Source organism: Streptomyces sp. NBRC 110035 (assembly GCF_000829695.1).
GTDB lineage: Bacteria > Actinomycetota > Actinomycetes > Streptomycetales > Streptomycetaceae > Streptomyces.
In genome coordinates this window covers 112,907-136,966 of sequence record NZ_BBNN01000034.1, presented here as the reverse complement: position 1 = coordinate 136,966, position 24,060 = coordinate 112,907, and the positions used below count along the sequence as shown (strand labels likewise).

Here is a 24,060-nt window from a genome sequence, read left to right as displayed (position 1 = left end):
TGAGGTCCTGTCGGACCGTCACCCGTCCATGACGCATCATGGGCTCATCCGTACGGAGCCCCGGGCTCCGATCGTCCGAGGAGAACAGAAACAGCATGACCGGGGGACGTGACGGGGGCGCGGAAGCGTCTCCCACGAAGTACCGCGCCCTGCTCGCCGCGGTGATCGCCGCGATCGTGGCAGTGTCCGCCGCCCTGTACGTCGGGGTGTCCGGGCCGGCGTCCGGCCTGTACGGCGACGGCACGGGGGACCGTGACACCCTCGCCGGCGGCCGCGACGGCCGCCCGAACCCGGCCGCACCGGCCTCCACCGGCACCTGGGTCTCCTCCTGGGCGGCCTCCCCGGTCGGTGGCGAGCCCGGCACCGAGATGACCGGCCTCGCGGACCGCTCGTTGCGCAACGTCGTGCACACCGGCGTCGGCGGCACCGCCGCCCGGATCACCCTGTCCAACCTCTACGGGCAGTCCCCGCTCACCATCAGCCACGCCTCGATCGCCCTGTCCGCGGGCCGGGGCGGCGCCGCGGCACTCGCCGACACGATGCGGCAGGTCACCTTCCGCGGCCAGGCCGCCGTCGTCGTCCCGCCCGGCGGCCAGGTGGTGAGCGACGCCGTACGCATCACCGTCCCGTCCGACGGGGACGTGCTGGTCACCACGTACTCCCCCACCGGCTCCGGGCCGGTCACCCGCCACACGTACGCGCGCCAGACCTCGTACGCCGCCGTCGGCGAGCACACCCGGGACGCGGCCGGCACCGTGTACACGGAGGAGAGCGCCTACTGGCGCTACCTGACCGCGCTGGACGTGCTGAGCAAGGACGCGCAGGGCACCGTGGTCGCCCTCGGCGACTCGCTCACCGACGGCAGCACCTCCACCACCGGCGCCAACAACCGCTGGCCGGACATCCTGTCCGACCGGCTGCGCGAGGCGGCCGCGGCCGGCCGGGACGTACCGCGCTACAGCGTCGTCAACGAGGGCATCAGCGGCAACCGGATCCTCGCCGACGGCCTCGGCCGCCCCGCGGAGAACACCAGCGCCCTGAACCGCTTCGACCGCGACGTCCTCGGCCGTACGAACGTCAAGGCCGTCGTCGTCCTCCTCGGCGTCAACGACATCCTGCGCGACCCGGGCCTCGCCGACCCGGACGCGATCGTCGGCGGGCTCGGGACACTCGTGGACCGCGCCCACGCCCGCGGGCTGAAGGTCGTCGGCTCGACCCTGATGCCGTTCGGCGGCCACCGCGGCCACACCGACGCGCGCGAGGGCGTACGGCAGGAGATCAACGGGGAGATCCGCGCGGGGCACGTCTTCGACGCCGTCGTCGACTTCGACCGGGCCCTGCGCGACCCGTACGACCCGCGCCGGCTGCGCCCCGTCTACGACTCGGGCGACCACCTGCACCCGAGCGACCGGGGGTACACCCGGATGGCCGAGGTCCTCGACCTGGACGACCTGTCGGGCGGGGCGCCGGCGGAGTTGTAGGGGGCGGCCGGCCGCTCCCCGGCCCGGCCCCCCTCCGCCCTGCCCCGCCCTGCTCTCCCTCGCCCTGCTCCGGTCGCGTCAGCGGTCCCGGTCGCGGCGGCGGTCGCCCTGTTCCTCGGCCCGGCGGCCGTGCAGGGAGTCGAAGCCGAGGGAACCGTGGCCCAGGCCGCCGTGGCCGAAGCCGGGGGAGGCCTGGCCGGACGAGGAGGCGTCCAGTTCACGGCGGTCCGCGTCGCCGCCCGCCGGATTCCCGCGGCCGTTCGCCTTGCGCTCCAGCTTCTCGCGGCGGCGCTCCTCCCGGAGCCGCTGCTTCTCCGCCCGGGGCAGCTTACGCTCGACGCCGACGCCGCCCCAGAAGGCGAAGCCCGAGAGGACCACGCGCGGGGCGCCCGGGTCGCCCGGCACGCCCTCCTCACGGTGGTCGAAGCCGCCCATGATGCCGATGCCGCGGACGACGACCTCGACACCCGGCGGGACGACGACGTTGACGCCGCCCATGATCGCGACCGCGTTGATCACGACCTCGCGGTCCGCGAAGTCCGCCTCGCGCAGATCGATCTCGCCGCCGCCCCAGAAGGCGAAGCAGTTGAACCTCCGCGGCGCCGTCCACCGGCCCTTGCGCTGGAACCCCGACATCACGGCGACGGCCCACGTCGACGGCGCGTCACCGCCGACGCCCACCCGGCTCGCCCAGTCGCCGCCCGGCTCGGGGGACTTGGTCAGGTCGACGACGGGGGCGGACACCCCGGGGGCGGGCAGGTCGCGGGTGATCGGTTCGAGTTCCCGGTAGGTCCGCGCCCTGTACGTCGCGTCCAGCCGCTCCTCGAACTCCTCCATGTCCAGACGCCCCTCGGCGACGGCGTCCCGCAGAACGGCGGCGACCCGCTCGCGGTCGGCGTCGGAGGCACGGAGGTCCGGAACTGCGTCGTCGGTCATACACGGCAGCCTACGAGGTCCCCCGGCCGAGGGCTACGAGACCACCCGCCCCGCGCCCTCGTCCCGGGCGTCGGGCGAGGTGCCCCCGACGGCCTCCTCCGCCTGGTCCACCTGGCGCCCCTGGCCCGCCTGATCATCCTGATGTCCCCGGTCCGCCCGGTGCCCCCGGTCCGCCCGGTGCCCCCGGTCCGCCCGCTCCGCGTACATCTTCGCGATCACGGCCTCGATGTCCGGCTCCCGCACCGAAAGGTCCACCAGCGGGTACTCCGCCGCGATCCGCGCCACCAGCGGGGCCGCCGACTGCGCCGCCGGGAACGCCAGCCACTGCCGCGGCCCCTCCACCCGCACCACCCGCGCGGGCGCCGGCACGTCGATCGGCGGCACCTCCCGTTCCAGGTCCACCACCAGCGTCCGTTCGCTCTCCCCCGCCCGGTGCAGGCCGGCGAGCGCACCGTCGTACACCAGGCGGCCGTGGTCGATGACCATCACCCGCGAGCACAACTGCTCGATGTCCTGCAGGTCGTGCGTGGTCAGCAGCACCGTCGTGGCCCGCTCGGCGTTCAGCTCCCGCAGGAAGTCCCGCACCTTGGTCTTGGAGACGACGTCCAGACCGATGGTCGGCTCGTCCAGGTACAGCACCTCCGGGTCGTGCAGCAGCGCCGCAGCGATGTCGCCGCGCATCCGCTGCCCCAGAGAGAGCTGCCGTACCGGGGTGTCCAGCAGGTCGCCCAGGTCGAGGAGTTCGACGAGCCGGTCCAGGTTCGCGCGGTAACGGGCGTCGGGAATCCGGTACATGCGGTGCATCAGCCGGTACGAGTCGAGCAGCGGCAGATCCCACCACAGCGTCGTCCGCTGCCCGAACACCACCCCGATGCGGTGCGCCAGCCGCATCCGCTCCCGGGTGGGGTCGATGCCGGCCACCCGCAGCCGGCCGCCGCTCGGGGTGAGGATCCCGGTCAGCATCTTGATCGTGGTCGACTTGCCCGCGCCGTTCGGCCCGATGTAGCCGACCATCTCACCGCGGGCCACGGAGAACGAGAGCGAGTCCACGGCCCGCACCCGCCGCCGCTCCCGCTTCATGAACCCGGTCTTCTTCCGCACGTCGAAGACCTTCTCGACCCGGTCGAGAAGGATGAACTCCCGGTCCTCACGGCTCCCGCCGCAGCCGTCCTCGCGGCCTCCGCCACCGCCGTCCCGGCTCCCGTCGCCGCCTTCGCCCTCGTCGTACGCGCTGTCGTTGCCCACGGTCCGCTAACTCCCTGTACTCCGATACGAACGCAGCCCCGCCCGCCACGCCCACCCGGCCGCCGCGCAGCACACCGCCGCCACGGCCGGTGCCGCGAACGCCGCCCACCCGGGCAGGTCCAGCGGATACGGCCGCCCCAACACATAGGACGCGGGGATCCAGTTGACGAAGGCGAGCGGCAGCACGAACGTCACCCCGCGCACCAGTTCCTGCGCGAACAGCACCGGCGGATACTGCAGCATGGTCTGACCGCCGTAGGTGAACGCGTTCTGCACCTCGGACGCGTCCTGCGCCACGAACTGGAAGGCCGCGCCCCCCACGAACACCGCGCAGAAGATCGCCGCGCCGCTGACCACCGTCACCGGCATCAGCAGCAGCTTCGGGACCGTCCAGTCCACGTCGAGCGCGGCGAGCGCCCAGCCGAGGACCACCAGCCCCTGCAGCAGGCGCCCCACGCGGCGCAGGGCGAAGCGGTCCGCGGCGACCTGCGCGAGCACCGGCACCGGCCGCACCAGCAGCGTGTCGAGCGTGCCGTCCCGCACCCGGCGCCCCAGCCGGTCCATCGAGCCCAGCGCCAGATCCGCGAGGCCGAACGGCACGATGGACAGGCCGTACAGGAAGGCCACCTCGGCCAGAGTGTGGCCGGCCAGCACGTCGACGTGCGAGAACATCAGCGCGATGGCGACGAAGTCAAGGCCGGTCACCGCGACACCGCCGACGGTCGTCAGTACGAACGACGTCCGGTACACCATGGTCGAGCGGATCCACATGCCCGCGATCAGCCCGTACGCGCGCACCCCCCGCGCCGCCCCGGACCACCTGCCGAGCCGCCCGGCACCAGAAACGGAATCGAATCCTCCGATCCGCCCGCCGCCCTCAGCCACCCTGGACCACCACCCGCCGGGTCGCCGCCGTCTGCAGCAGCCGTCCCGCCGCCAGCAGCGCCACCGCCCATGCGCCCTGAAGGGCGAAGACCCGCAGCACGCTCGCCTCCCCCATCAGGACGTCGGCCGGCCCCTGGAGCAGCGCCGCCCAGGGCAGCATCCGTACGACCTCGCCGAACACGCCCGGGAAGACGTTCAGCGGCAGCACCATGCCCGAACAGAACATCCCCACGATCATCAGCATCTGCATCGCCCCCGTACCGTCCAGCAGCCAGAACGCGCTCAGCGCCACCAGATAGCGGATCGCGAAACTGACCACCATCGCCAGCAGCACCGCCGCCAGGAAGGCGGCCCAGGTCAGCGGAGCGTCCGGCAGCTCCACGGGGAAGACCGCCACCCCGAACAGGAAGGGGACCACGCCCCGCCCCAGCAGCTGGAACACCGAGCGGCCCAGATCCTGCGCCAGCCACCATCCCTGCAGGTCGGCGGGCCGGTACAGGTCGATCGCGACGGCACCCGTACGGATCCGCTCCATCAGCTCGATCTCGAAGCCGCCGCCCTGAACGGCCAGCGTCGCGTAGAGCGCCTGCCCCAGCCACACGTACGTGACCGCCTGCGCCTGCCCGTAGCCGCCGAGGTCCGGCCGCTCGTTCCACAGCGCCAGGTACGTGTACACGAGGATCAGGCCGAAGACGGTGTTGGTGAACACCCCGGCCGCCGTCGCCGCCCGATAGGTCGCGTACCGCCGGAAACCGCCCGCCGCGACCGCCGTGTACAGCCGGGTCGTGCCTCCCCCCACCACCGCCTCCGGTCCTCGCCCCGCCCGGCGCACCCGCCCGGCGTACTCGTCCGACGCCGTCGAAGACGCCCGAGCGCACGAACCTAGTACCGGCGGCCGACGCGCTGCCAGGCATTTTCCGGCGCTTCGGGGCCATGAGGGGGAGATGCCGTACGGCGGACCGACACGCGCCGCCGACAGGAACGGTTCACCGGATGCGACAGTCTTCTACAAGGGGACGCACGACGCGTACACGCACGCATCACGCGTACCGACCGTTACGGCTGTATCGGCTGTACTGGTCGTACCGGCAGGAACAAGGCGAAACAGGAGTCCGTGCACGAGATGAGCGACGAGCCGCAGCCACAGCAGTCCGGCCGGGGCCGGGGCCCCCGAGAGCCCAGGCGCGGGCGCACCGGATGGCGCCGGGCCGTCCCCACCTGGCGGATGACGCTCAGCGCCCTCCTCCTCGGCGCACTCCTGCTCCTCGGCGTCTTCCTCCTCGGCTACACCCTCGTGCAGATCCCGCCCGCCAACGCCCTCGCGACCAAACAGGCCAACGTCTACCTCTACGCCGACGGCTCCGTCATCGCCCGGGACGGCGAGGTCAACCGGGAGAACGTCGGCCTCGGCCGGATCTCCGAGGACGCGCAGCACGCCGTCCTCGCCGCCGAGGACCGTGACTTCTACACCGAGTCCGCCGTCGACCCCCAGGCCATGATCCGCGCCGCCTGGAACACCGCCACCGGCAAGGGCAAGCAGTCCGGCTCCACCATCACCCAGCAGTACGTGAAGAACTACTACCTGCGGCAGGAGCAGACCGTCACCCGCAAGGTGAAGGAGTTCTTCATCGCCATCAAGCTGGACCGCGAGCAGAGCAAGGACAAGATCCTCGAGGGCTACCTCAACACCAGCTACTTCGGCCGCAACGCCTACGGCATCCAGGCCGCCGCCCACGCCTACTACGGCGTGGACGCGCAGGACCTCGACGCCGGCCGCGCCGCCTACCTCGCCGCCCTGGTCAACGCCCCCAGCCAGTACGACGTCGTCGCCCACCCGGAGAACCGGCCGGCCGCCGAGTCCCGCTGGAACTACGTCCTGGACGGCATGGTCGAGAAGGGCTGGCTGGACGCGGCCGAGCGGGCCGGGCTGGTGTTCCCCGCCCCCAGGGGGAACACCAACTCCACCGGCATGTCGGGCCAGCGCGGCTACATCGTGCAGATCATGAAGGACCACCTGACCGGGAACGGGATCGTCGGCGAGGAGGAACTCGACGCCGGCGGCTACCGCATCACCACCACCCTGCAGAAGGACAAGCAGGACGCCTTCGTCGACTCCGTCAACGACAACCTGATGGACCGGCTCGACCCGGAGGAACGCGAGGTCGACACGTACGTCCGCGCCGGCGGCACCGCCGTCGAACCGAGGACCGGCAAGGTCCGCGCGATGTACAACGGCATCGACTACGTCAAGCAGTACACCCCCAACGCCACCCGCAGGGATTACCAGGTCGGCTCCATCTTCAAGCCGTTCGTGTTCGCCTCGGCCGTCGAGAACGGCTCCAGCACCCAGGGCGGCCGCCCCATCACCCCGAACACCGTCTACGACGGCACCAACAAACGGCCCGTCGAGGGCTGGCCCGGCGGCCGCTACGCCCCGGCCAACGAGGACGACCGGTCGTACGGCCGCATCACCGTCCGCGAGGCCACCGACAAGTCCGTCAACGCCGTCTACGCCCAGATGGCGGTCGACGTCGGCTCCGACAAGGTCCAGCAGACCGCCATCGGCCTCGGCATCCCCTCCACCACACCCGAACTGACCCCCTCCCCGTCCATCGCCCTCGGCGTCGCCACCGCCAGCACCCTGGACATGGCCGAGGCGTACGCGACCCTCGCCAACCACGGCGTGCACGGCGACCCCGTCCTGATCGAGAAGATCACCAAGGACGGGAAGGAGACGGTGCCGCTGCCCGAACGGAAGACCCGCCGGGCCGTCAGCCGCGAAGCCGCCGACACCACCACCGCCGTCCTGCGCGGCGTCGTCCAGAACGGCACCGCGGCCGCCGCGCTCGCCGCGGGCCGCCCCGCCGCCGGCAAGACCGGCACCGCGGAGGAGGACAAGGCCGCCTGGTTCGCCGGCTACACCCCCGAACTCGTCACCGTCGTCGCGGTCATGGGCCAGAACCCGGACACCGCCGCACAGGAGAAGCTGTACGGCGCGATGGGCATGCCGCGCGTCAACGGGGGCGGGGCACCCGCCGAGATCTGGGCCCAGTTCACCCGGGACGCGCTGGAGGGCGAACCCGTCAGCGACTTCGACCTCGACCTGCAGGCCGGCGCCGAACGGACCGCGCCACCGACCGCCGACTCCAGCTCCCTCCCCTCCGCCGCCCCGGGCGACGGCACGTCCAGGACCCCCGGACCGGACGGGAGCGCGAGCCTCAGCCCGGGCGACGGCACCGGCGAGAACGGGAACAGCACGGGAGGCGCGACGAGCGACGGCACCAACGGCGACACCACGGCCGGCGGCGGCACGGACGGCGGAACCGGGCAGACCGGCGGCACCACGGGCGGGCCGACCGGCACCACGGGCGACACGGACGGCGACGGACCCGGAGAAACCGGCGGGGCGGGCGGAACCGGCGAGGACACCGGCACGGGCGACCGCGGCGGCCTCACCGGATTCATCCCCCGCCCCCGCGACGACTGACCGCACCGCGCGACTGACCGCACCGCCCGGCTCCCGCACCGGCGGGGCTCAGTGCCCCGACGTCGCCTTCAGCCCCACCACCGCGACCACCAGCAGGCACACGAAGAAGACCCGGGCGGCGGTCACCGGCTCCCCCAGCACCGCCATGCCCAGCACCGCCGCCCCGGCGGCACCGATCCCCACCCACACGCCGTACGCCGTACCGATCGGGAGCGTCTTCGCCGCGTACGACAGCAGCACCATGCTCGCCACGATGCCGGCGCCGGTGAACAGGCTGGGCGCCAGCCGGGTGAACCCCTCGGTGTACTTCATCCCGATCGCCCAGCCCACCTCGAGCAGACCGGCCACGACCAACAGGACCCACGCCACGACAGGCACCTCCGGGACACCACTCGACGTATCGGAACGGGAGTGCGTCGTCTTTGCCTCACCCCGGTACGGCGCGTCTCGTCGGGGCCCGGTGTCGGGTCCGTCCACTCTAGATCCCCGGCCAGGACGGCCGGAAGGGCTGGTGACCGTGGTCACCAGCCCTTCCGCACAGCTCTACCGGCCCACCGGCCCACAGAGCTACAGGTACAGGCCCGTCGAGTCCTCCGACCCCTCGAACCGGTCCGCGGCCACCGCGTGCAGATCACGCTCGCGCATGAGCACGTACGCGGTGCCCCGCACCTCGACCTCCGCGCGGTCCTCCGGGTCGTACAGCACCCGGTCCCCCGCCTCCACCGTCCGGACGTTCTGTCCCACCGCGACGACCTCGGCCCAGGCCAGCCGACGGCCGACCGCCGCCGTCGCGGGAATCAGGATGCCGCCCCCGGACCGCCGCTCGCCCTCGCTCGCGTCCTGCCGCACGAGTACGCGGTCGTGCAGCATCCGGATGGGCAGCTTGTCGTCGTGCCGGGGGTCGTGCTCGTTCTTCTTGGCGCTCACGCCTGAAACCTACCTGCCTTCACCACGGACGTACGCGATCGGGTCCGGATCAGCGCCCGCGCCGACGGGACCCCAGGGCCAGCAGCCCCACCACACCCACCACCAGGACCGCGGCCGGCACGACCCGCTCGAGCCGCGGCGACCCGTTCACGTCCACGAACTGCGCCTTGACGTCGCTCACCACCCGATTGACACCGACGTACGCCCTGCCGAGCGTGTGGTCGACGTTGGACGCGACCCTGGCCTTCGCGTCCCCGACGATCGTCTTCGGATGCACCCGCACACCGATCTCGTCCAGGGTCTCGGCCAGCACCGCACGACGGCGACTGATGTCCGCCTCGATCTGCGCCGGGGTCCTGGTGTCCGCCGTGTCCGCCACCGTGTCGCCTCCGAAATCCGCTGAAACCACAAAAGCCGTGCCTGTGCCGGACAGTCTGTCAGCTTCGCGCCGCACCGCACGGCCAGGGCACCCGGATACCCTCGATCCCGGCATCCGATCCCCCCAGCGTGTACGCAAGAGGAGACCAGACCGATGAGCGAACGCCTCGAGCCCGGAGACGTGGCCCCCGCCTTCACCCTGCCCGACGCGGACGGCACCGAGGTGTCCCTGGCCGACTACAAGGGCCGCAAGGTCATCGTCTACTTCTACCCGGCGGCCCTCACCCCCGGCTGCACCAAGCAGGCCTGCGACTTCACCGACAACCTGGACCTGCTGGCCGGCGCGGGCTACGACGTCGTCGGCATCTCCCCCGACAAGCCCGAGAAGCTCGCCAGGTTCCGCGAGCAGGAGTCCCTGAAGGTCACCCTCCTCGCCGACCCCGACAAGCAGGCCCTGGAGGCGTACGGCGCCTTCGGCGAGAAGAAGCTGTACGGCAGGACGGTCGTCGGCGTGATCCGCTCCACGGTCGTCGTCGACGAGAAGGGCACGGTCGAACGCGCCCTCTACAACGTCAAGGCGACGGGCCACGTGGCCAAGATCATCAGGGACCTGGGCGTCTGAGACACGGCACCTGCGAACGGCCCTCACCCACGCCCCGGTAAGGGCCGTTCCGCATGTCGTGCGCGACCGTCCGACAAACGGTTCGTCACTCCGTACGAGACCACGAACGGGTGGCCGGGAACGGAGGGGATTCGACGGGAACCAGTGCGTACACGAAGGAGCGACTGGACGAGAACCTGCGCTTGCCCTGCCCCAACTGCCATGCGGTCACCAGCGCGTGGTGCAGGGGAGGCGCCAGGCAATGCACGACCCCCGGTACCATGGCAGGCACCAGCGGCGGTGGCGCAACGGCGACGCGGCAGACTTAGGATCTGTGGCCCTTGATCGGGCTTGAGGGTTCGAATCCCTTCCGCCGCACATTAACGGCCTGCGAATCGAAGGATGACGCGCAGGCCGTTGCCCTGTGGGCTCAGCCCAGCAGCTCCCGCACCGCCGGCACCAACGCCCGGAAGGCCTTGCCGCGGTGGCTGATGGCGTTCTTCTCCGCCGGGGAGAGCTCCGCGCAGGTGCGGATCTCGTTCTCCGGCTGGAGGACCGGGTCGTAGCCGAAGCCGTTCGTGCCGGTGGGGGTGTGGCGCAGGGTGCCCCTCAGTCGGCCTTCGACGACGCGCTGTGTGCCGTCGGGGAGGGCGAGGGCGGCGGCGCAGGCGAAGTGGGCGCCGCGGTGGGGGTCGGCGATGTCGGAGAGCTGGGCCAGGAGCAGGTCGAGGTTGGCCCGGTCGTCGCCGTGGCGGCCGGCCCAGCGGGCGGAGAAGATGCCGGGGGCGCCGCCGAGGACGTCGACGCAGAGGCCGGAGTCGTCGGCGACGGCGGGATGGCCGGTGGCGCGGGCGAGGGCGTGGGCCTTGAGGAGGGCGTTCTCGGCGAAGGTGGTGCCGGTTTCCCTGACGTCGGGGACGTCGGGGTAGGCGTCGGCGCCGACGAGTTCGTGGGGCAGTGCGGCTTCGGCGAGGATCGACCGGAGTTCGGTGATCTTTCCGGCGTTGCGGGTGGCGAGGATCAGGCGGGTCATGGGGTCCAGTATTCCGGGCCCCACGGCCGTCCCCGCCGGGTGCTTCCCACGGGCCCCGCGGCGGGTCCTACGGCGTGCAGACCTTGGTCAGTTCGCCGGCGGCGTCGGTGACCGGGCTGATGTCGGGGGTGGGGTCGCCGTTGTCGATGGAGGTGCGGACGTTGCCGACGGCCTTGTCGAGGTCGTCGACGGCCTTGCCGACGTCGGCGTTGTCGGTCTGGTCGCCTATCTCGCCGAGGTTCTGGTCGATGGAGTCGAGGGACTCCTCGAGCTGGGTGGCGTCGTTGGAGGCGTTGTCGACGGCCTGCTGGAGTTCGGTGACGCTGTCGGCGATGGCGTCGGCGGTGCGGACGCAGTCGAGTGCCTTGTCGACGGCGCTGCAGCCGGTGGTGAGTCCGGCGGTGAGTGCGACGGCGGCCAGTGTGGCGGCGACGGTGGTGGTGGTGGTGCGGCGGCGTCGGCGGCTCGCGGCCATGGACGGTCCTTCCCTCGTGGGGCCGGGACGGCCCTCCTCGCTGACCGGGCGCCCGGGGGCGAGTCGGGCGGAGCCGAGTCGATCCGTACGTCCGTACTCCTGCAGACGCGGGGGTGGCCGGCGCGGTTGCCCGCGTCGGCCACGCCCTTGGTGCGTCTTTTACCTTTCGAGGACGCTATCAAGTGCGGTGCGCTGTGCGGTAGTCAGTTCGGCGCAGCCGGTGACGGCGAGGTCGAGGAGTGCGTTCAGTTCGGTCCGGTCGAAGGGCTGGGCCTCGGCGGTGCCCTGGACTTCGACGAAGCGGCCGTCGCCGGTGCAGACGACGTTCATGTCGGTGTCGGCGCGGACGTCCTCCTCATAGCAGAGGTCGAGGAGGGGGGTGCCGTCGACGATGCCGACGGAGACGGCGCTGACGGTGCCGGTGAGGGGCTGGCGGCTGGCGCGGATGAGCTTGTTGTCCCTGGACCAGTTGATGGCGTCGGCGAGGGCGACGTAGGCGCCGGTGATGGCTGCGGTGCGGGTGCCGCCGTCGGCCTGGAGGACGTCGCAGTCGAGGACGACGGTGTTCTCGCCGAGTTGCTTGTAGTCGATGACGGCGCGCAGGGACCGGCCGATGAGGCGGCTGATCTCGTGGGTGCGTCCGCCGATGCGGCCTCGGACGGCTTCGCGGTCGCCGCGGGTGTGGGTGGCGCGGGGGAGCATCGAGTACTCGGCGGTCACCCAGCCCTCGCCGCTGCCCTTGCGCCAGCGGGGGACGCCTTCGGTGACGGAGGCGGTGCACAGGACCTTGGTGTCGCCGAAGGAGACGAGGACGGAGCCTTCGGCGTGCTTGCTCCAGCCGCGTTCGATGGTGACCGGGCGGAGTTGTTCGGGGGTGCGGCCGTCGTTTCGAGACATGGCGTCGAGCCTAGTCGCACGGGAGGGGCCCCTTTCCCGTGCGGCGGGCTGCTGCCGCCGGGAAAGGGGCCCCGGGGGCCGGGAGTTCCGGCTGTCACAGCTGCGCGGCTGTCACATCATGTCCTCGATGTCGGCTGCGAGGGGGTCGGCGTCGGTGCCGATGACGACCTGGATGGCGGTGCCCATCTTGACGACTCCGTGGGCGCCCGCGGCCTTCAGAGCGGCGTCGTCGACCTTGGCGGGGTCGACGACTTCGGTGCGGAGGCGGGTGATGCAGCCTTCGATCTCTTCGATGTTGTCGATGCCGCCGAGTCCGGCGACGATCTTCTCAGCCTTGGTGGCCATGTTCGCTTCTCCCTGATCCGAACCGCTTTGGTCGCAGTAACCCACAGTTGGCCCATCTTCGCGAGCGGTCGTGCCGTCGGTGCCGGAGGATGGCGTCACGACAGCGGGACCGCCCCCAGCTGGTCTACACCACCGGGGGGACCGTCGACAAACCCCGTCGTGGACGTCTGCCAGTGAGGGGGGCCGGATGAGTACGCGGAGTCCCGCCGGTGCCGAGCCTTCGGCCGGCCCTCCGCGGGAACGCCGGCACCGCTTCTTCCAGGGGCTGCAGAAGACGGGCCGCGGTCTGCGGCTGCCGATCGCGGTGCTGCCGGCGGCGGGCGCCCTCAACCGGCTGGGCCGGCCGGACGTGTTCGGGGAGGACGGGCTCGGCTGGACGGACGCCTCCGGGGTGATGGTGGGGGCGGGGGGCGCGCTGCTCGACGGTTCGCCGGGGCCGCCGCCGCTGTTCTGCGTGGGTGTGCGGTCATCGGCGTGGCGAAGAAGGCGGACGGGTCGACGGCGCTGGCGGCGGTGGCGGGGTTCCTCGTCCACTACAACGTGCTGCGCCAGTTCCCGCGGGACCGCCCGGAGGGTTCGGAGGCGGTCGCCCGCGTCGGGTGCCGGGAGGGGCGGACGGGACGGTGACGGCGATCGACCACGTCATCCCCTGGAACCTGGCGACCAGGCCGTGACTGATCGTCCCGATCGGGCTGTGCTTCGCGGTGGTGCACTACGTGGTCTTCCGGTTCGCGATCACGAGGTTCGGTCCGGGGACTCCGGGCCGGGAACCGGAGGAGGTGGAGGTGGAGGACACCACCAAGGCCTGACCGGTACCGGCGGTTCGGGCCTTCGGGCGCACCCCCGGATCACGGGTACGGGGCGTAGTGCTCCGGTCGCGGAATTCGCGGGTTCCTTACACGGCCTTCATCGTGCTACAACAGGTCTACACCACTGGGTGGTGTAGACCACCACGATGGAGGAAGTATGAGCTCCGCCACCGCCTCGGCGGCTCCCGCGAAGAAGCGGGGATCCGGCCTGTTCCAGGGCCTGCAAAAGGTCGGTCGCAGCCTGCAGCTCCCGATCGCCGTCCTGCCGGCGGCGGGCATCCTGCTGCGGCTCGGCCAGGCCGACATCCAGGAGAAGCTGAACCTGCCCGACAAGGTCACAGCGGTGTTCGCCACGGCCGGTGGCGCCATCTTCGACAACCTGCCGATGCTGTTCTGCATCGGTGTGGCCATCGGCTTCGCCAGGAAGGCGGACGGTTCCACGGCGCTCGCCGCCCTGGTCGGCTTCCTGGTCTACAGCAACGTCCTGAAGGCGTTCCCCGTCACCGAGGCGAAGGTCCAGGACGGCGCGGACATAGCCGCGACCTACAACAACCCCGGTGTCCTCGGCGGCATCCTGATGGGTCTGCTGGCGGCGGTGCTGTGGCAGCGCTACCACCGCAAGAAGCTGGTGGACTGGCTCGGCTTCTTCAACGGACGCCGGCTCGTGCCGATCATCATGGCGTTCGTCGGCACCGCGATGGGTGTCTTCTTCGGCCTGGTGTGGGAACCGATCGGTGACGGCATCTCGGCGGTCGGCGAGTGGATCACCGGCCTCGGCGCGGTGGGCGCGGGTCTGTTCGGTCTGATCAACCGCGCGCTGATCCCGATCGGCATGCACCAGTTCGTGAACACCGTCTCCTGGTTCCAGATCGGTGACTTCACCAACGCGGCGGGCGAGGTCGTGCACGGCGACCTGAACCGCTTCTTCGCGGGTGACCCGGACGCCGGAATGTTCATGTCGGGCTTCTTCCCGATCATGATGTTCGGTCTGCCGGCCGCCGCGATCGCCATCGCGCACGCCGCCCGCCCGGAGCGCCGCAAGGCCGTGATGGGCATGATGGTCTCCCTGGCGCTGACATCCTTCGTGACCGGTGTGACCGAGCCGATCGAGTTCGCGTTCATGTTCATCGCCCCGGCGCTGTACGTGATCCACGCGGTGCTCACCGCCCTGTCCATGGCGGTCACCTGGGCGCTCGGGGTGCACGCGGGCTTCACCTTCTCGGCGGGCGCCATCGACTACGGGCTCAACTGGAACCTGGCGACCAGGCCGTGGCTGATCATCCCGATCGGTCTGGTGTTCGCGGCGATCTACTACGCGCTCTTCCGCTTCGCCATCGTCAAGTTCGACCTGCCGACCCCGGGCCGTGAGCCCGAGGAGGAGGTCGAGGACACCACCAAGGCGTGAGCGGTCCCCGTCGCCGCACGGCGACAGCGGCGTGACCGAGGCCCCGCAGCCGTCGTCCTCGACGGCTGCGGGGCCTCGGCGCGTGCGGTACGGGGGCGCGGCAGGGGGGCGGGGCACGGGGATCAGACCACGTACGTCGCGCCGGGCGCCGCCAGTTCCACCGGACCGTCGTAGGCCGTGCGGGCGTCGGCGAGGTTGACCTGCGGGTCGGTCCACGGGGCGATGTGGGTGAGGACCAGCCGGCGGGCACGGGCGCGGGCCGCCGTCTCACCCGCCTCGCGGCCGTTGAGATGCAGGTCGGGAATGTTCTCCTTGCCGTCGGTGAACGCGGCCTCGCACAGGAACAGGTCGGTGTCGTGGGCGAGTTCGTCGAGCGCCGGGCTCACTCCGGTGTCGCCGGAGTACGTCAGCGACGTGCCTGCGTGCTCGAGCCGGATGGCGTACGCCTCCACCGGGTGCGCGACGCGTTCGGTGTGCACGACGAACGGGCCGAGCCCGAAGGTGGAGGGCTTGACCGTGTGGAAGTCGAAGACCTCGCTCATGGAGGAGGCCGAGGGGGTGTCCGCGTAGGCGGTGGTCAGCCGGTGCTCGGTGCCCTCGGGTCCGTAGACCGGGATCGGGTCGCAGCGGCCCCCGTCGTAGCGGTAGTAGCGCGCCACGAAGTACGCGCACATGTCGATGCAGTGGTCGGCGTGCAGATGGCTGAGGAAGATCGCGTCGAGGTCGTAGAGACCGCAGTGGCGCTGCAACTCGCCCAGGGCACCGTTGCCCATGTCGAGGAGCAGCCGGAAGCCGTCGGCCTCGACGAGGTAGCTCGAGCAGGCCGACTCCGCGGACGGGAACGACCCCGAGCAGCCGACGACGGTGAGCTTCATGAAGCAGAAACCTCCGCTGGCGGGGAGTGAAAACGGGGGTCGTGCGGTGCGTCGAGCGTAAGGCGCAAAACCTTCGGTCGCTCCTCCGCCAGGGGCGGTTGTGGGAGAACTCACCTGTGCTGTCACCGGTTCGGCTGGAAGCGGGGCACGGAGGGCGTGCGGGAGGGCGCACGGGTGCGGGCCGCGCCGGTACCGTCGGGCCATGAACACGTCGTGGTGGCTCGCACTCGTCGCGGTGGTCCTGCTCGCGCTGGTCGCCGCGCTCGTGGACGGATGGGGCCGGGGGCACCGGTCCCGCGTCCGGAGCGCGCCGGCCGGGCCGGGGACGGTGACGGACGGGAGGGGCGGGCGGCCGCGGCCCGCGGAGATCTGGTGGGCCGACGTGCCCTACGAGGACGCGCCGCGGGCGGGGAACGGAACGCGGGCGGGGAACGGGGTGCCGCCGGGGGACGGGGCGTCGAAGGACCGGCCGTGTCTGGTGCTGGCGGTGCGCGGGGAGCGGGCGACCGTCGCGAAGATCACGACCCGTTTCCGGGAGGGCCGCGCCGGGGTGATCCCGCTGCCCGAGGGGTCCGTGGGGGACTCCCGGGGGCGGGCGAGTTTCCTGGAGACGGACGAGCTGCGCGAGGTTCCGGTGCGGGAGTTCCGGCGCCGGGTGGGGGTCGTGGACCCGGCGGTGTGGGACCGGGTCCGGCACCTGGCGGGGTGAGCGCGGCGGCGAAGGCGGGACGCGCCCGCGGAACGGGAGCACCGGAGGGAACGGCGAAGGGGCCGGGGTGGATCCCCGGCCCCTTCGCACCGCGCCTGGTGCGCTTGGTGCGCTTGGTGCGTCTGGTGCTGTCGTGTCACGCCCAGAGCTGGCCCTGGAGCGTTTCGATGGCCTCCTCCGTCGTGGCGGCGGTGTACACGCCGGTCGACAGGTACTTCCAGCCGCCGTCGGCGACGACGAAGACGACGTCGGCGCTCTCCCCCGCCTTGAGCGCCTTGTTCGCGACGCCGATCGCGGCGTGCAGGGCGGCCCCGGTGGAGACACCGGCGAAGATGCCTTCCTGCTGGAGGAGTTCACGGGTGCGGGTGACGGCGTCGGCGGAGCCGACGGAGAAGCGGGTGGTGAGGACGGAGGCGTCGTACAGCTCGGGGACGAAGCCCTCGTCGAGGTTGCGCAGCCCGTAGACGAGGTCGTCGTAGCGGGGTTCGGCGGCGACGATCCGTACGTCCGGCTTGTGCTCGCGCAGGTAGCGGCCGACGCCCATGAGGGTGCCGGTGGTGCCGAGGCCGGCCACGAAGTGCGTGATCGAGGGCAGGTCGGCGAGGATCTCCGGGCCGGTGGTGGCGTAGTGGGCGCCCGCGTTGTCCGGGTTGCCGTACTGGTAGAGCATCACCCAGTCGGGGTGCTCGGCGCCGATCTCCTTGGCGACCCGTACGGCGGTGTTGGAGCCGCCGGCGGCCGGGGAGGAGATGATCTCCGCGCCCCACATGGACAGCAGGTCCCGGCGTTCCTGCGAGGTGTTCTCGGGCATCACGCACACCATGCGGTAGCCCTTGAGCTTGGCGGCCATGGCCAGGGAGATGCCGGTGTTGCCGGACGTCGGCTCCAGAATGGTGCAGCCCGGGGTGAGCCGGCCCTCCTTCTCCGCCTGCTCGATCATGAACAGGGCCGGACGGTCCTTGATCGAACCGGTCGGGTTGCGGTCCTCGAGCTTCGCCCAGACGCGGACGTCGGCCGAGGGCGAGAGCCGCGGCAGGCGCACCAGCGGGGTGTTGCCGACCGCGGCCAGCGGCGAGTCGTAGCGCATCCGGATCAGGCCATGCCGCCGGCCACGGCCGGCAGGATCGTGACGCTGTCGCCGTCGGTCAGCTTGGTGTTGATGCCGTCGAGGAAACGGACGTCCTCGTCGTTGAGGTACACGTTGACGAAGCGGCGCAGCTGGTCGCCGTTGGCGTCGTCGACGAGACGGGCCCGGATGCCGGCGTGCCGGGTCTCGAGGTCGGCGAAGAGCTCGGTGAGGGTGTTCCCGGCGCCCTCCACCGCCTTCTGGCCGTCGGTGTACTGGCGGAGGATGGTCGGGATCCGGACCTCGATGGCCATGGCGGAGGGCTCCTTCGGTGATGTCGTCTGTCGGTGGGCGCGCGACGGCGCGGGCGGTGCGTGGGTGTGCGTGCGCGTACGTGCGAGGTGGTGCCGCCGGGGCTCACGGGCCCTGCGGCGGGAGGCTCGAGGTCAACAGATGGCGCTGGCGAGTCGGCACAGGTCGACGTGCAGCCGCGCCACGAGCAGCTTGCCCGGCGTCTTGTCGCTCACGTCATGGAGAACCATGGGGTCATCGTATCGATTCCCGACAGCCGGATCCGAGTGCCGTCTCACACTCCGGAAGACGGGCGACCGGTATGTGGGAAGAGGCCGGTCGGGGCCCGGTTCGCGGTGCTCGCGCGGGGTCCGGCACGGCTCAGTACGCCTCGACGACCTCGACCTCCTCCTCCGTGACCTCGCCGTCCACGATCCTGAAGGAACGGAACTGGAAGTCGCCGAGGCCGTCGGTGTCGGCGGTGGAGACCAGGACGTAGTGGGCGCCGGGCTCGCTCGCGAGGGAGACGTCGGTGCGGGAGGGGCGGGCCTCGGTCGCGGTGTGCGAGTGGTAGACGATCACCGGCTCCTCGTCGTTGTCGTCCATCTCGCGGTAGAGCTTGAGCAGGTCCTTCGAGTCGAACTCGTAGAACGTGGGTGAGCGGGCCGCGTTCAGCATGGGCACGAAACGCTCGGGGCGGCCGGAGCCCGCCGGGCCCGCCACCACGCCGCACGCCTCGTCGGGGTGGTCCTCGCGCGCGTGGGCGACGATCCGGTCGTACAGCTCCTGGGTGATGGTCAGCATGGGGCTCAGGATAAGCAGACGGGCCGCTCCGTACCGAGGGGTGGTACGGAGCGGCCCGGATGCCGGACACCTGCGGGTCACCGGCCGGACGGCCAGAGGTCTCCGGCCGGTGGCCTCGGGAGTCAGAGGGCCTTCGCGGTCTCCGTCTCGCCCGCGTTGGGCGCCGGGCCCCCGGCCTGTCCGGCCTTGCGGACCTTGACGTACTCCAGGAAGGAGTTCAGCTCCCGCTTGACCACGGGGGCCAGCAGGTAGAGGCCGATGATGTTGAACACGGAGAGCAGGAAGAGCGCCGAGTCGGCGAGGCTGATCAGGGAGTCGAGGGAGAGCAGGGAGCCGGCGATCACGAACAGGCTCCACACCGCCTTGAAGGTGATCTCGCTGACCTTGCTCCGGCCGAAGAGGTACGCCCAGGCCTTGAGGCCGTAGTAGCCCCAGGTCAGGATCGTGGAGAAGGCGAACAGCAGCACCGCGACCGTCAGCAGGTTCGGGAACCAGGGCAGGACGGTCTCGAAGGCGTCGGAGGTGATGGTGACGCCGCCGATGCTCTCGCCCTCGCGGGCCTCGCCCCAGCTGGCGGGGTTGGCGATGACGATGGTGAGCGCGGTCATGGTGCAGACGACGACCGTGTCGATGAAGGGCTCGAGGAGGGCGACCAGGCCCTCGCTCGCGGGGTGCTTGGTCTTGACCGCGGAGTGGGCGATCGGGGCGGAGCCGAGGCCGGCCTCGTTGGAGAAGGCGGCCCGCTGGAAGCCGACGATCAGGGCACCGATCACACCGCCCGCCACGCCTTCGGCCTCGAAGGCACCCTGGAAGACGGTCCCGATCGCGTCGGGCACCGCGGTGACGTTGGTCAGGATGACGACCAGGCAGGCGACGAGGTACATGACGGCCATCGCCGGGACCAGCCGGCTGGTGACCGAGGCGATGGAGCGGATGCCGCCGAGCAGCACGAGGCCGACCAGGGCGGCGACGACCAGACCGAACAGCACGGCGCCCGCGGAGGAGGCCAGGAAGCCGTCCTCGCCGCCGAAGGTCGAGGAGATCTGGGCGTAGCTCTGGTTGGTCTGGAACAGGTTGCCGCCGAAGAGGCCGAAGAAGAGGATCATGACCGAGGCGAGCACGGCGAGGACCTTGCCGAGCACGGCGCCGCCGCTGCCGAAGCGCTCGGCGAGACCCTTGGGCAGGTAGTGCATGGGCCCGCCGGAGACGGTGCCGTCGGGGTGCTGCTCGCGGTACTTCACGCCGAGGGTGACCTCGACGAACTTGGTCGCCATGCCGAGCAGGCCGCAGAGGATCATCCAGAAGGTGGCGCCGGGGCCGCCGATGGAGACGGCGACGGCGACACCGGCGATGTTGCCGAGGCCGACGGTGCCGGAGACGGCCGCGGTCAGCGCCTGGAAGTGGTTGACCTCACCGGGCGAGCCGTCCTCGTCGTACTTGCCGCGTACGACGTCGATGGCGAGCTTGAACTTGCGCACCTGGACCAGGCCGAACCAGCCGGTGAAGACCAGGCCCGCGATCACCAGCCAGGCGACGATGAGCGGAAGGTCGGTGCCACCGACGGGGACCGTGTAGAAGACGATGTCGGCGGCCGTGGTCGCGACGGGATCGAAGAAATCGCCGACTGCGTCGTCGATGGATGTGGTGATGGAGTCGAGTGACATCGAACTACCTCAAGGGGTGGGGATGTGCTGACGTGGCGCAGCAGAGCGGCACGACGTCCGGCACATGACCTGCGGCATGGACGGACGTCGTCGTCCGTTCGGCGACGGAGCACCGGCAGCAACCGGCTTCCCGATCACAGCGGCTTCCCCCGGTCACGGCGAGTCGGCGCCGCAAGCGAGTTGCCAGGTTTTACCACGCCGTTTACGCATAGTTGAGTGACGCACGTCACACCAGGTCGCCCGAAGGCAGTAAACAGAAGGGTCGGTGACAGGATCGTTATCCGGATTTGAGGATCCCCTGAGCGAACGGATCAGCGGATGTGTCCGGACATTCGGCACGCCGCTACGGCATGACCGCGGGTTTACGGCATCAGGGTCGATACCAGGGTTTCCTGGAGCCCTCCGAGCCACAGGTAGGCCATCACCATGGGCTTGCGCGGATCCTCGTCCGGGAGGTGGAAGAGGAGGTCGGTGTCGTCCTCGTCGTCGATCTGCAGCCGGGAACCGATCGCCAGCCGCAGGTCGTTCAGCGCGCCGAGCCACTGCCGGGACTCCTCGGCGGAGAGCTCGAGCACCGCCCCTCCCCCGCCGGCCGCGGCGAGCCCGTCCAGGGAGCGGATCACCGCGAGGGCGTTCTCGCGCTTGCCGGCCCGCAGGTCGTTCTCGGTGAAGCGGCGGAACTCCGCGGAGTGCGCCCGCCGTTGCTCGGCGTCCTCGGCCGGGGCGGACGCGTCGGGGCCGCCGTAGGCGTCCGGGAAGAGGCGGCGCAGCACGGGGTCGGAGGGCGGTTCGCTCGGGCCCTCGGCGAAGAGTTCGGCGAGCGGGTCGTCGGGCGCCTGTGCGGCCGGGCCGGGGCCGATCAGCTCCATGAGCTGTACGGCCAGGGAGCGGATGATGGAGATCTCGACGTCGTCGAGGGCGACGGACGCGCCGCCGCCGGGGAGCGGTTCGAAGTGTCCTGACATGGAGGCGATTCGCTACTTCCGGTCCTGCGGGCGGGGGCGGGTCATGGGCGGGCTGCTTCCGGTCCGGCCGACGGGTCGCTCCCGGGCCGGGCGGCGGGCTACTTCCGGTCCTGCTGGAGCGTGGCCCACAGGCCGTAGCCGTGCATGGCCTGGACGTCGCGTTCCATTTCCTCGCGGGTGCCGCTGGAGACGACCGCCCGGCCCTTGTGGTGGACATCGAGCATGAGCCTGGTGGCCTTCTCCTTGGAGTAGCCGAAGTACGTCTGGAAGACGTACGTCACGTAGCTCATGAGGTTGACCGGGTCGTTGTGGACGAGGGTGATCCAGGGGACGTCGGGCTCGGGCACGGCGAAAGCCTCTTCCGCCGGCTCGGTGCGTTCGATCTCCAGGGGTGCGGGTGACGTCACACTGCCCATGCTGCCACCGGAAGGGGCCGGGAGTACAAACCGGCCCGCGCGGACCCCTGCCGGACCCCGCGGACCGGAGACCGGAACCAAAATCGTCAGAAGGACGAAAAGGGGGTAGCATCCGTCGTATGAACACAGCGGACCTTGGGCTGCCGGTGACGGTGCCGTCGACGGCCCTCTTCACCGACCACTACGAGCTGACGATGCTGCAGGCCGCCCTGAACGGCGGCACCGCCGAACGGCGCAGCGTCTTCGAGGTCTTCACCCGGCGCCTGCCGGAGGGCCGCCGCTACGGCGTCGTGGCCGGCACCGGAAGGGTCCTGGACGCGGTGGAGAACTTCCGTTTCGAGGGCCCCGTCCTCGACTTCCTGCGCGAGAAGAACGTCGTCGACGGGCCGACCCTCGACTGGCTGGCGGACTACCGCTTCTCCGGGGACATCTGGGGCTACCCGGAGGGCGAGGTGTACTTCCCGGGCTCGCCGATCATGCGGGTCGAGGGCAGCTTCGCGGAGTGCGTGCTGCTGGAGACGGTGATCCTGTCGATCCTCAACCACGACTCGGCGATCGCCGCGGCGGCCTCCCGGATGGCGTCGGCCGCCGGGGACCGGCCGCTGATCGAGATGGGCGCCCGGCGCACCCACGAGCTGGCCGCGGTGGCCTCCTCCCGGGCCGCCTACGTGGGCGGCTTCACCTCCACCTCCGACCTGGCGGCCGGGTTCCGCTACGCCATCCCGACCGTGGGCACCTCCGCCCACGCCTTCACCCTGGTGCACGACAGCGAGCGGGACGCCTTCCGCGCGCAGGTGGACTCCCTCGGCGCCGGTACGACGCTCCTGGTGGACACCTACGACGTGACCGAGGCCGTCCGTACGGCCGTCGAGCTCGCCGGCCCGTCCCTGGGCTCGGTCCGGATCGACTCCGGCGACCTGCTGCTGGTCGCGCACCGGGTGCGCCGGCAGCTGGACGAGCTGGGCGCCACCGGCACGAAGATCACCGTGACCTCGGACCTCGACGAGTACGCCATCGCCTCACTGGCCGCCGCGCCGGTGGACGCGTACGGCGTCGGCACCCAGCTGGTGACCGGCTCCGGGCACCCGACGGCCTCCATGGTCTACAAGCTGGTCGCCCGCGCCCGGTCGGCCGACGCCGGGGCGCCGCTGGAGCCCGTGGCGAAACGGTCCTCCGGAGGCAAGACGTCCATCGGCGGCCGCAAGTGGGCCGCGCGGCGGCTGGACGGGCACGGCGTCGCCGAGGCCGAGGTGGTCGGCACCGGGCGGATACCCGAGGAGCTGGCCGACCGGCAGCTGCTGGTGGAGCTGGTCAAGGGCGGCGAGGTGACCGCGACCGCGCGCGAGCCTCTGGACCGGCTCCGCGCACGGCACGCGGCGGCCCGCGCCGGCCTGCCGCTGTCCGCGACCCAGCTGTCCCGCGGGGAACCCGTCATTCCGACGGAGTACCTGCACCTGGACTCGGGTAGCTGACGGCTGTCCCGGGAACCCGCCCCTCGTCCCCCGTCCACCCCTCGCCCTCCGTCCGCCCCCTCGACCGACCTCCAGCCGAAGGAATCCGACCATGCGCCGCGCCTTGATCGTCGTTGACGTGCAGAACGACTTCTGCGAGGGGGGCAGTCTCGCCGTGTCCGGCGGCGCGGACGTGGCCGCCGCCATCACCGAGCTGGTCGCACGGGTACCGGCCGGGTACCAGCACGTGGTGGCCACCCGCGACCACCACATCGCCCCCGGCGGTCACTTCGCCGACGACCCCGACTTCGTCCACTCCTGGCCCGCGCACTGCGTCGCCGGGACGGAGGGCGTCGGCTTCCACCCGAACTTCGCCCCCGCGGTCGCCTCCGGCGCGGTCGACGCCGTCTTCGACAAGGGGGCGTACTCGGCGGCGTACAGCGGCTTCGAGGGGGCCGAGGAGAACGGCGTGCCGCTGGCCGACTGGCTGCGCGCCCGGGAGATCGACGAGGTGGACGTGGTGGGCATCGCCACCGACCACTGCGTCCGGGCGACCGCCCTGGACGCGGCCCGCGAGGGCTTCCGCACCCAGGTCCTGCTGGACCTCACCGCGGGCGTGGCGGCCCAGACCACCGAACGGGCGCTCGAGGAGCTGCGCGGGGCGGGCGTGGAGCTCGCGGGGAAGCCGGTCGTGCAGTAGGCGAGCCTCCGTCGGAGCGGGCGCGCGCCGGTCGGGCGGGCCCCGGGCCGGCGGCGACCGGCGGGGCACCCGCCGGTCGGAACAGGACTCGGTCAAGCGAGCCGACCCGGACGGATCCCAGCCCGGGCAGGCCCCGGACCGGACAGGTCCTGGTCAAGCACACCGGACCGGACGGATCCCAGGCCAGGCAGAACTCGGACCGGGCAGACCCCGGG

The 24,060-nt window shown here is 71.5% G+C and carries 26 protein-coding genes, 1 tRNA gene, 1 pseudogene and 1 riboswitch; of the genes and pseudogenes, 9 read left to right on the top strand and 19 right to left on the bottom strand.

Annotated features, from left to right (window positions below):
* Positions 1-95: 95 nt before the first annotated feature.
* Positions 96-1,481: an SGNH/GDSL hydrolase family protein gene (locus TU30_RS23760; protein ID WP_042173353.1), complete on the top strand. Its 1,386-nt coding sequence runs from the start codon at positions 96-98 to the stop codon at positions 1,479-1,481.
* 78 nt (positions 1,482-1,559) lie between these two features.
* Here TU30_RS23760 and TU30_RS23755 read toward each other — a convergent pair whose 3' ends face one another.
* The 4 genes from TU30_RS23755 to TU30_RS23740 all read right to left on the bottom strand — a co-directional run bounded on the left by TU30_RS23755 (position 1,560) and on the right by TU30_RS23740 (position 5,346).
* Positions 1,560-2,417 carry a DUF1707 domain-containing protein gene (locus TU30_RS23755; protein ID WP_042173351.1) on the bottom strand — a complete coding sequence of 286 codons (858 nt, stop codon included), beginning with the start codon at positions 2,415-2,417 and terminating at the stop codon, positions 1,560-1,562.
* 33 nt (positions 2,418-2,450) lie between these two features.
* Entirely contained in the window at positions 2,451-3,551 is a 1,101-nt protein-coding gene (locus tag TU30_RS23750; RefSeq protein WP_234307970.1) for an ATP-binding cassette domain-containing protein, read from the bottom strand.
* A 117-nt stretch (positions 3,552-3,668) separates the two neighbouring features.
* Complete coding sequence (locus tag TU30_RS23745; protein WP_370626702.1) at positions 3,669-4,526, bottom strand: ABC transporter permease; 858 nt, start codon at positions 4,524-4,526, stop codon at positions 3,669-3,671.
* Between the two features lie 13 nt (positions 4,527-4,539).
* Complete coding sequence (locus tag TU30_RS23740) at positions 4,540-5,346, bottom strand: ABC-2 family transporter protein (protein WP_042173348.1); 807 nt, start codon at positions 5,344-5,346, stop codon at positions 4,540-4,542.
* A 324-nt stretch (positions 5,347-5,670) separates the two neighbouring features.
* Here TU30_RS23740 and TU30_RS23735 point away from each other — a divergent pair, with 324 nt between their 5' ends.
* A complete protein-coding gene (locus TU30_RS23735) occupies positions 5,671-8,034 on the top strand; it encodes a transglycosylase domain-containing protein (RefSeq protein WP_042173403.1) in 2,364 nt (787 codons plus the stop codon).
* A 48-nt stretch (positions 8,035-8,082) separates the two neighbouring features.
* Here TU30_RS23735 and TU30_RS23730 read toward each other — a convergent pair whose 3' ends face one another.
* The 3 genes from TU30_RS23730 to TU30_RS23720 form a co-directional block, all read right to left on the bottom strand.
* Complete coding sequence (locus TU30_RS23730) at positions 8,083-8,403, bottom strand: multidrug efflux SMR transporter (RefSeq protein WP_042173346.1); 321 nt, start codon at positions 8,401-8,403, stop codon at positions 8,083-8,085.
* Between the two features lie 41 nt (positions 8,404-8,444).
* Positions 8,445-8,507: riboswitch (guanidine-III (ykkC-III) riboswitch) on the bottom strand.
* 94 nt (positions 8,508-8,601) lie between these two features.
* Positions 8,602-8,961 (bottom strand): co-chaperone GroES, encoded by a 360-nt coding sequence (locus TU30_RS23725; RefSeq protein WP_042173343.1) that lies wholly within the window; start codon positions 8,959-8,961, stop codon positions 8,602-8,604.
* A gap of 49 nt (positions 8,962-9,010) precedes the next feature.
* Positions 9,011-9,340 carry a DUF3618 domain-containing protein gene (locus TU30_RS23720; RefSeq protein WP_042173341.1) on the bottom strand — a complete coding sequence of 110 codons (330 nt, stop codon included), beginning with the start codon at positions 9,338-9,340 and terminating at the stop codon, positions 9,011-9,013.
* Between the two features lie 153 nt (positions 9,341-9,493).
* Here TU30_RS23720 and bcp point away from each other — a divergent pair, with 153 nt between their 5' ends.
* On the top strand, positions 9,494-9,961 hold the full coding sequence (gene bcp, locus TU30_RS23715) for a thioredoxin-dependent thiol peroxidase (RefSeq protein ID WP_042173339.1): 468 nt from the start codon (positions 9,494-9,496) through the stop codon (positions 9,959-9,961).
* 273 nt (positions 9,962-10,234) lie between these two features.
* Positions 10,235-10,318, top strand: a tRNA-Leu gene (locus TU30_RS23710).
* Positions 10,319-10,370: 52 nt separating this feature from the next.
* Here the strand turns inward: TU30_RS23710 and rdgB are convergent.
* The 4 genes from rdgB to TU30_RS23690 form a co-directional block, all read right to left on the bottom strand.
* Entirely contained in the window at positions 10,371-10,973 is a 603-nt protein-coding gene (gene rdgB / locus TU30_RS23705; RefSeq protein ID WP_042173337.1) for an RdgB/HAM1 family non-canonical purine NTP pyrophosphatase, read from the bottom strand.
* 67 nt (positions 10,974-11,040) lie between these two features.
* Entirely contained in the window at positions 11,041-11,448 is a 408-nt protein-coding gene (locus TU30_RS23700; RefSeq protein WP_042173335.1) for a hypothetical protein, read from the bottom strand.
* 159 nt (positions 11,449-11,607) lie between these two features.
* The gene (rph, locus tag TU30_RS23695; RefSeq protein WP_042173332.1) at positions 11,608-12,345 is read right to left on the bottom strand and encodes a ribonuclease PH; all 738 of its coding nucleotides are present in this window, start codon (positions 12,343-12,345) and stop codon (positions 11,608-11,610) included.
* Between the two features lie 111 nt (positions 12,346-12,456).
* Positions 12,457-12,735 carry a glucose PTS transporter subunit EIIB gene (locus tag TU30_RS23690; RefSeq protein WP_078878463.1) on the bottom strand — a complete coding sequence of 93 codons (279 nt, stop codon included), beginning with the start codon at positions 12,733-12,735 and terminating at the stop codon, positions 12,457-12,459.
* A 142-nt stretch (positions 12,736-12,877) separates the two neighbouring features.
* Here TU30_RS23690 and TU30_RS23685 point away from each other — a divergent pair.
* Together TU30_RS23685 and TU30_RS23680 are read left to right on the top strand one after the other, a co-directional pair.
* Positions 12,878-13,340, top strand: a pseudogene (locus TU30_RS23685) (PTS lactose transporter subunit IIC); the annotation flags it as partial.
* 316 nt (positions 13,341-13,656) lie between these two features.
* Positions 13,657-14,904, top strand: a complete 1,248-nt coding sequence (locus tag TU30_RS23680; protein WP_042173327.1) for a PTS transporter subunit EIIC — start codon at positions 13,657-13,659, stop codon at positions 14,902-14,904.
* Between the two features lie 122 nt (positions 14,905-15,026).
* Here the strand turns inward: TU30_RS23680 and TU30_RS23675 are convergent, their stop codons facing one another.
* Entirely contained in the window at positions 15,027-15,779 is a 753-nt protein-coding gene (locus tag TU30_RS23675) for an MBL fold metallo-hydrolase (protein WP_042173325.1), read from the bottom strand.
* 202 nt (positions 15,780-15,981) lie between these two features.
* Here TU30_RS23675 and TU30_RS23670 point away from each other — a divergent pair, with 202 nt between their 5' ends.
* The gene (locus TU30_RS23670; RefSeq protein WP_042173323.1) at positions 15,982-16,488 is read left to right on the top strand and encodes a type II toxin-antitoxin system PemK/MazF family toxin; all 507 of its coding nucleotides are present in this window, start codon (positions 15,982-15,984) and stop codon (positions 16,486-16,488) included.
* A gap of 136 nt (positions 16,489-16,624) precedes the next feature.
* On the opposite strand, the gene TU30_RS23665 is transcribed toward TU30_RS23670, so the two are convergent.
* From TU30_RS23665 to clpS, 7 genes are all read right to left on the bottom strand, one after another.
* The gene (locus tag TU30_RS23665; protein ID WP_042173321.1) at positions 16,625-17,575 is read right to left on the bottom strand and encodes a PLP-dependent cysteine synthase family protein; all 951 of its coding nucleotides are present in this window, start codon (positions 17,573-17,575) and stop codon (positions 16,625-16,627) included.
* Positions 17,576-17,580: 5 nt separating this feature from the next.
* A complete protein-coding gene (locus TU30_RS23660) occupies positions 17,581-17,868 on the bottom strand; it encodes a MoaD/ThiS family protein (protein ID WP_042173319.1) in 288 nt (95 codons plus the stop codon).
* 132 nt (positions 17,869-18,000) lie between these two features.
* Positions 18,001-18,096, bottom strand: a complete 96-nt coding sequence (locus tag TU30_RS38375; protein ID WP_323056066.1) for a putative leader peptide — start codon at positions 18,094-18,096, stop codon at positions 18,001-18,003.
* A gap of 130 nt (positions 18,097-18,226) precedes the next feature.
* Positions 18,227-18,649: a Mov34/MPN/PAD-1 family protein gene (locus TU30_RS23655; RefSeq protein ID WP_042173317.1), complete on the bottom strand. Its 423-nt coding sequence runs from the start codon at positions 18,647-18,649 to the stop codon at positions 18,227-18,229.
* A gap of 122 nt (positions 18,650-18,771) precedes the next feature.
* Complete coding sequence (locus TU30_RS23650; protein WP_042173315.1) at positions 18,772-20,313, bottom strand: sodium:alanine symporter family protein; 1,542 nt, start codon at positions 20,311-20,313, stop codon at positions 18,772-18,774.
* A gap of 362 nt (positions 20,314-20,675) precedes the next feature.
* Positions 20,676-21,278 (bottom strand): DUF2017 domain-containing protein, encoded by a 603-nt coding sequence (locus TU30_RS23645; RefSeq protein WP_042173313.1) that lies wholly within the window; start codon positions 21,276-21,278, stop codon positions 20,676-20,678.
* Positions 21,279-21,376: 98 nt separating this feature from the next.
* Positions 21,377-21,694, bottom strand: coding sequence for an ATP-dependent Clp protease adapter ClpS (gene clpS / locus TU30_RS23640; protein ID WP_042173311.1), 318 nt, complete (start codon positions 21,692-21,694; stop codon positions 21,377-21,379).
* 119 nt (positions 21,695-21,813) lie between these two features.
* On the opposite strand from clpS, the gene TU30_RS23635 reads away from it, so the two are divergent.
* Both TU30_RS23635 and TU30_RS23630 read left to right on the top strand, forming a co-directional pair.
* The gene (locus tag TU30_RS23635) at positions 21,814-23,166 is read left to right on the top strand and encodes a nicotinate phosphoribosyltransferase (RefSeq protein WP_042173309.1); all 1,353 of its coding nucleotides are present in this window, start codon (positions 21,814-21,816) and stop codon (positions 23,164-23,166) included.
* A gap of 91 nt (positions 23,167-23,257) precedes the next feature.
* The gene (locus tag TU30_RS23630; RefSeq protein ID WP_042173307.1) at positions 23,258-23,845 is read left to right on the top strand and encodes a nicotinamidase; all 588 of its coding nucleotides are present in this window, start codon (positions 23,258-23,260) and stop codon (positions 23,843-23,845) included.
* Positions 23,846-24,060 lie beyond the last annotated feature (215 nt).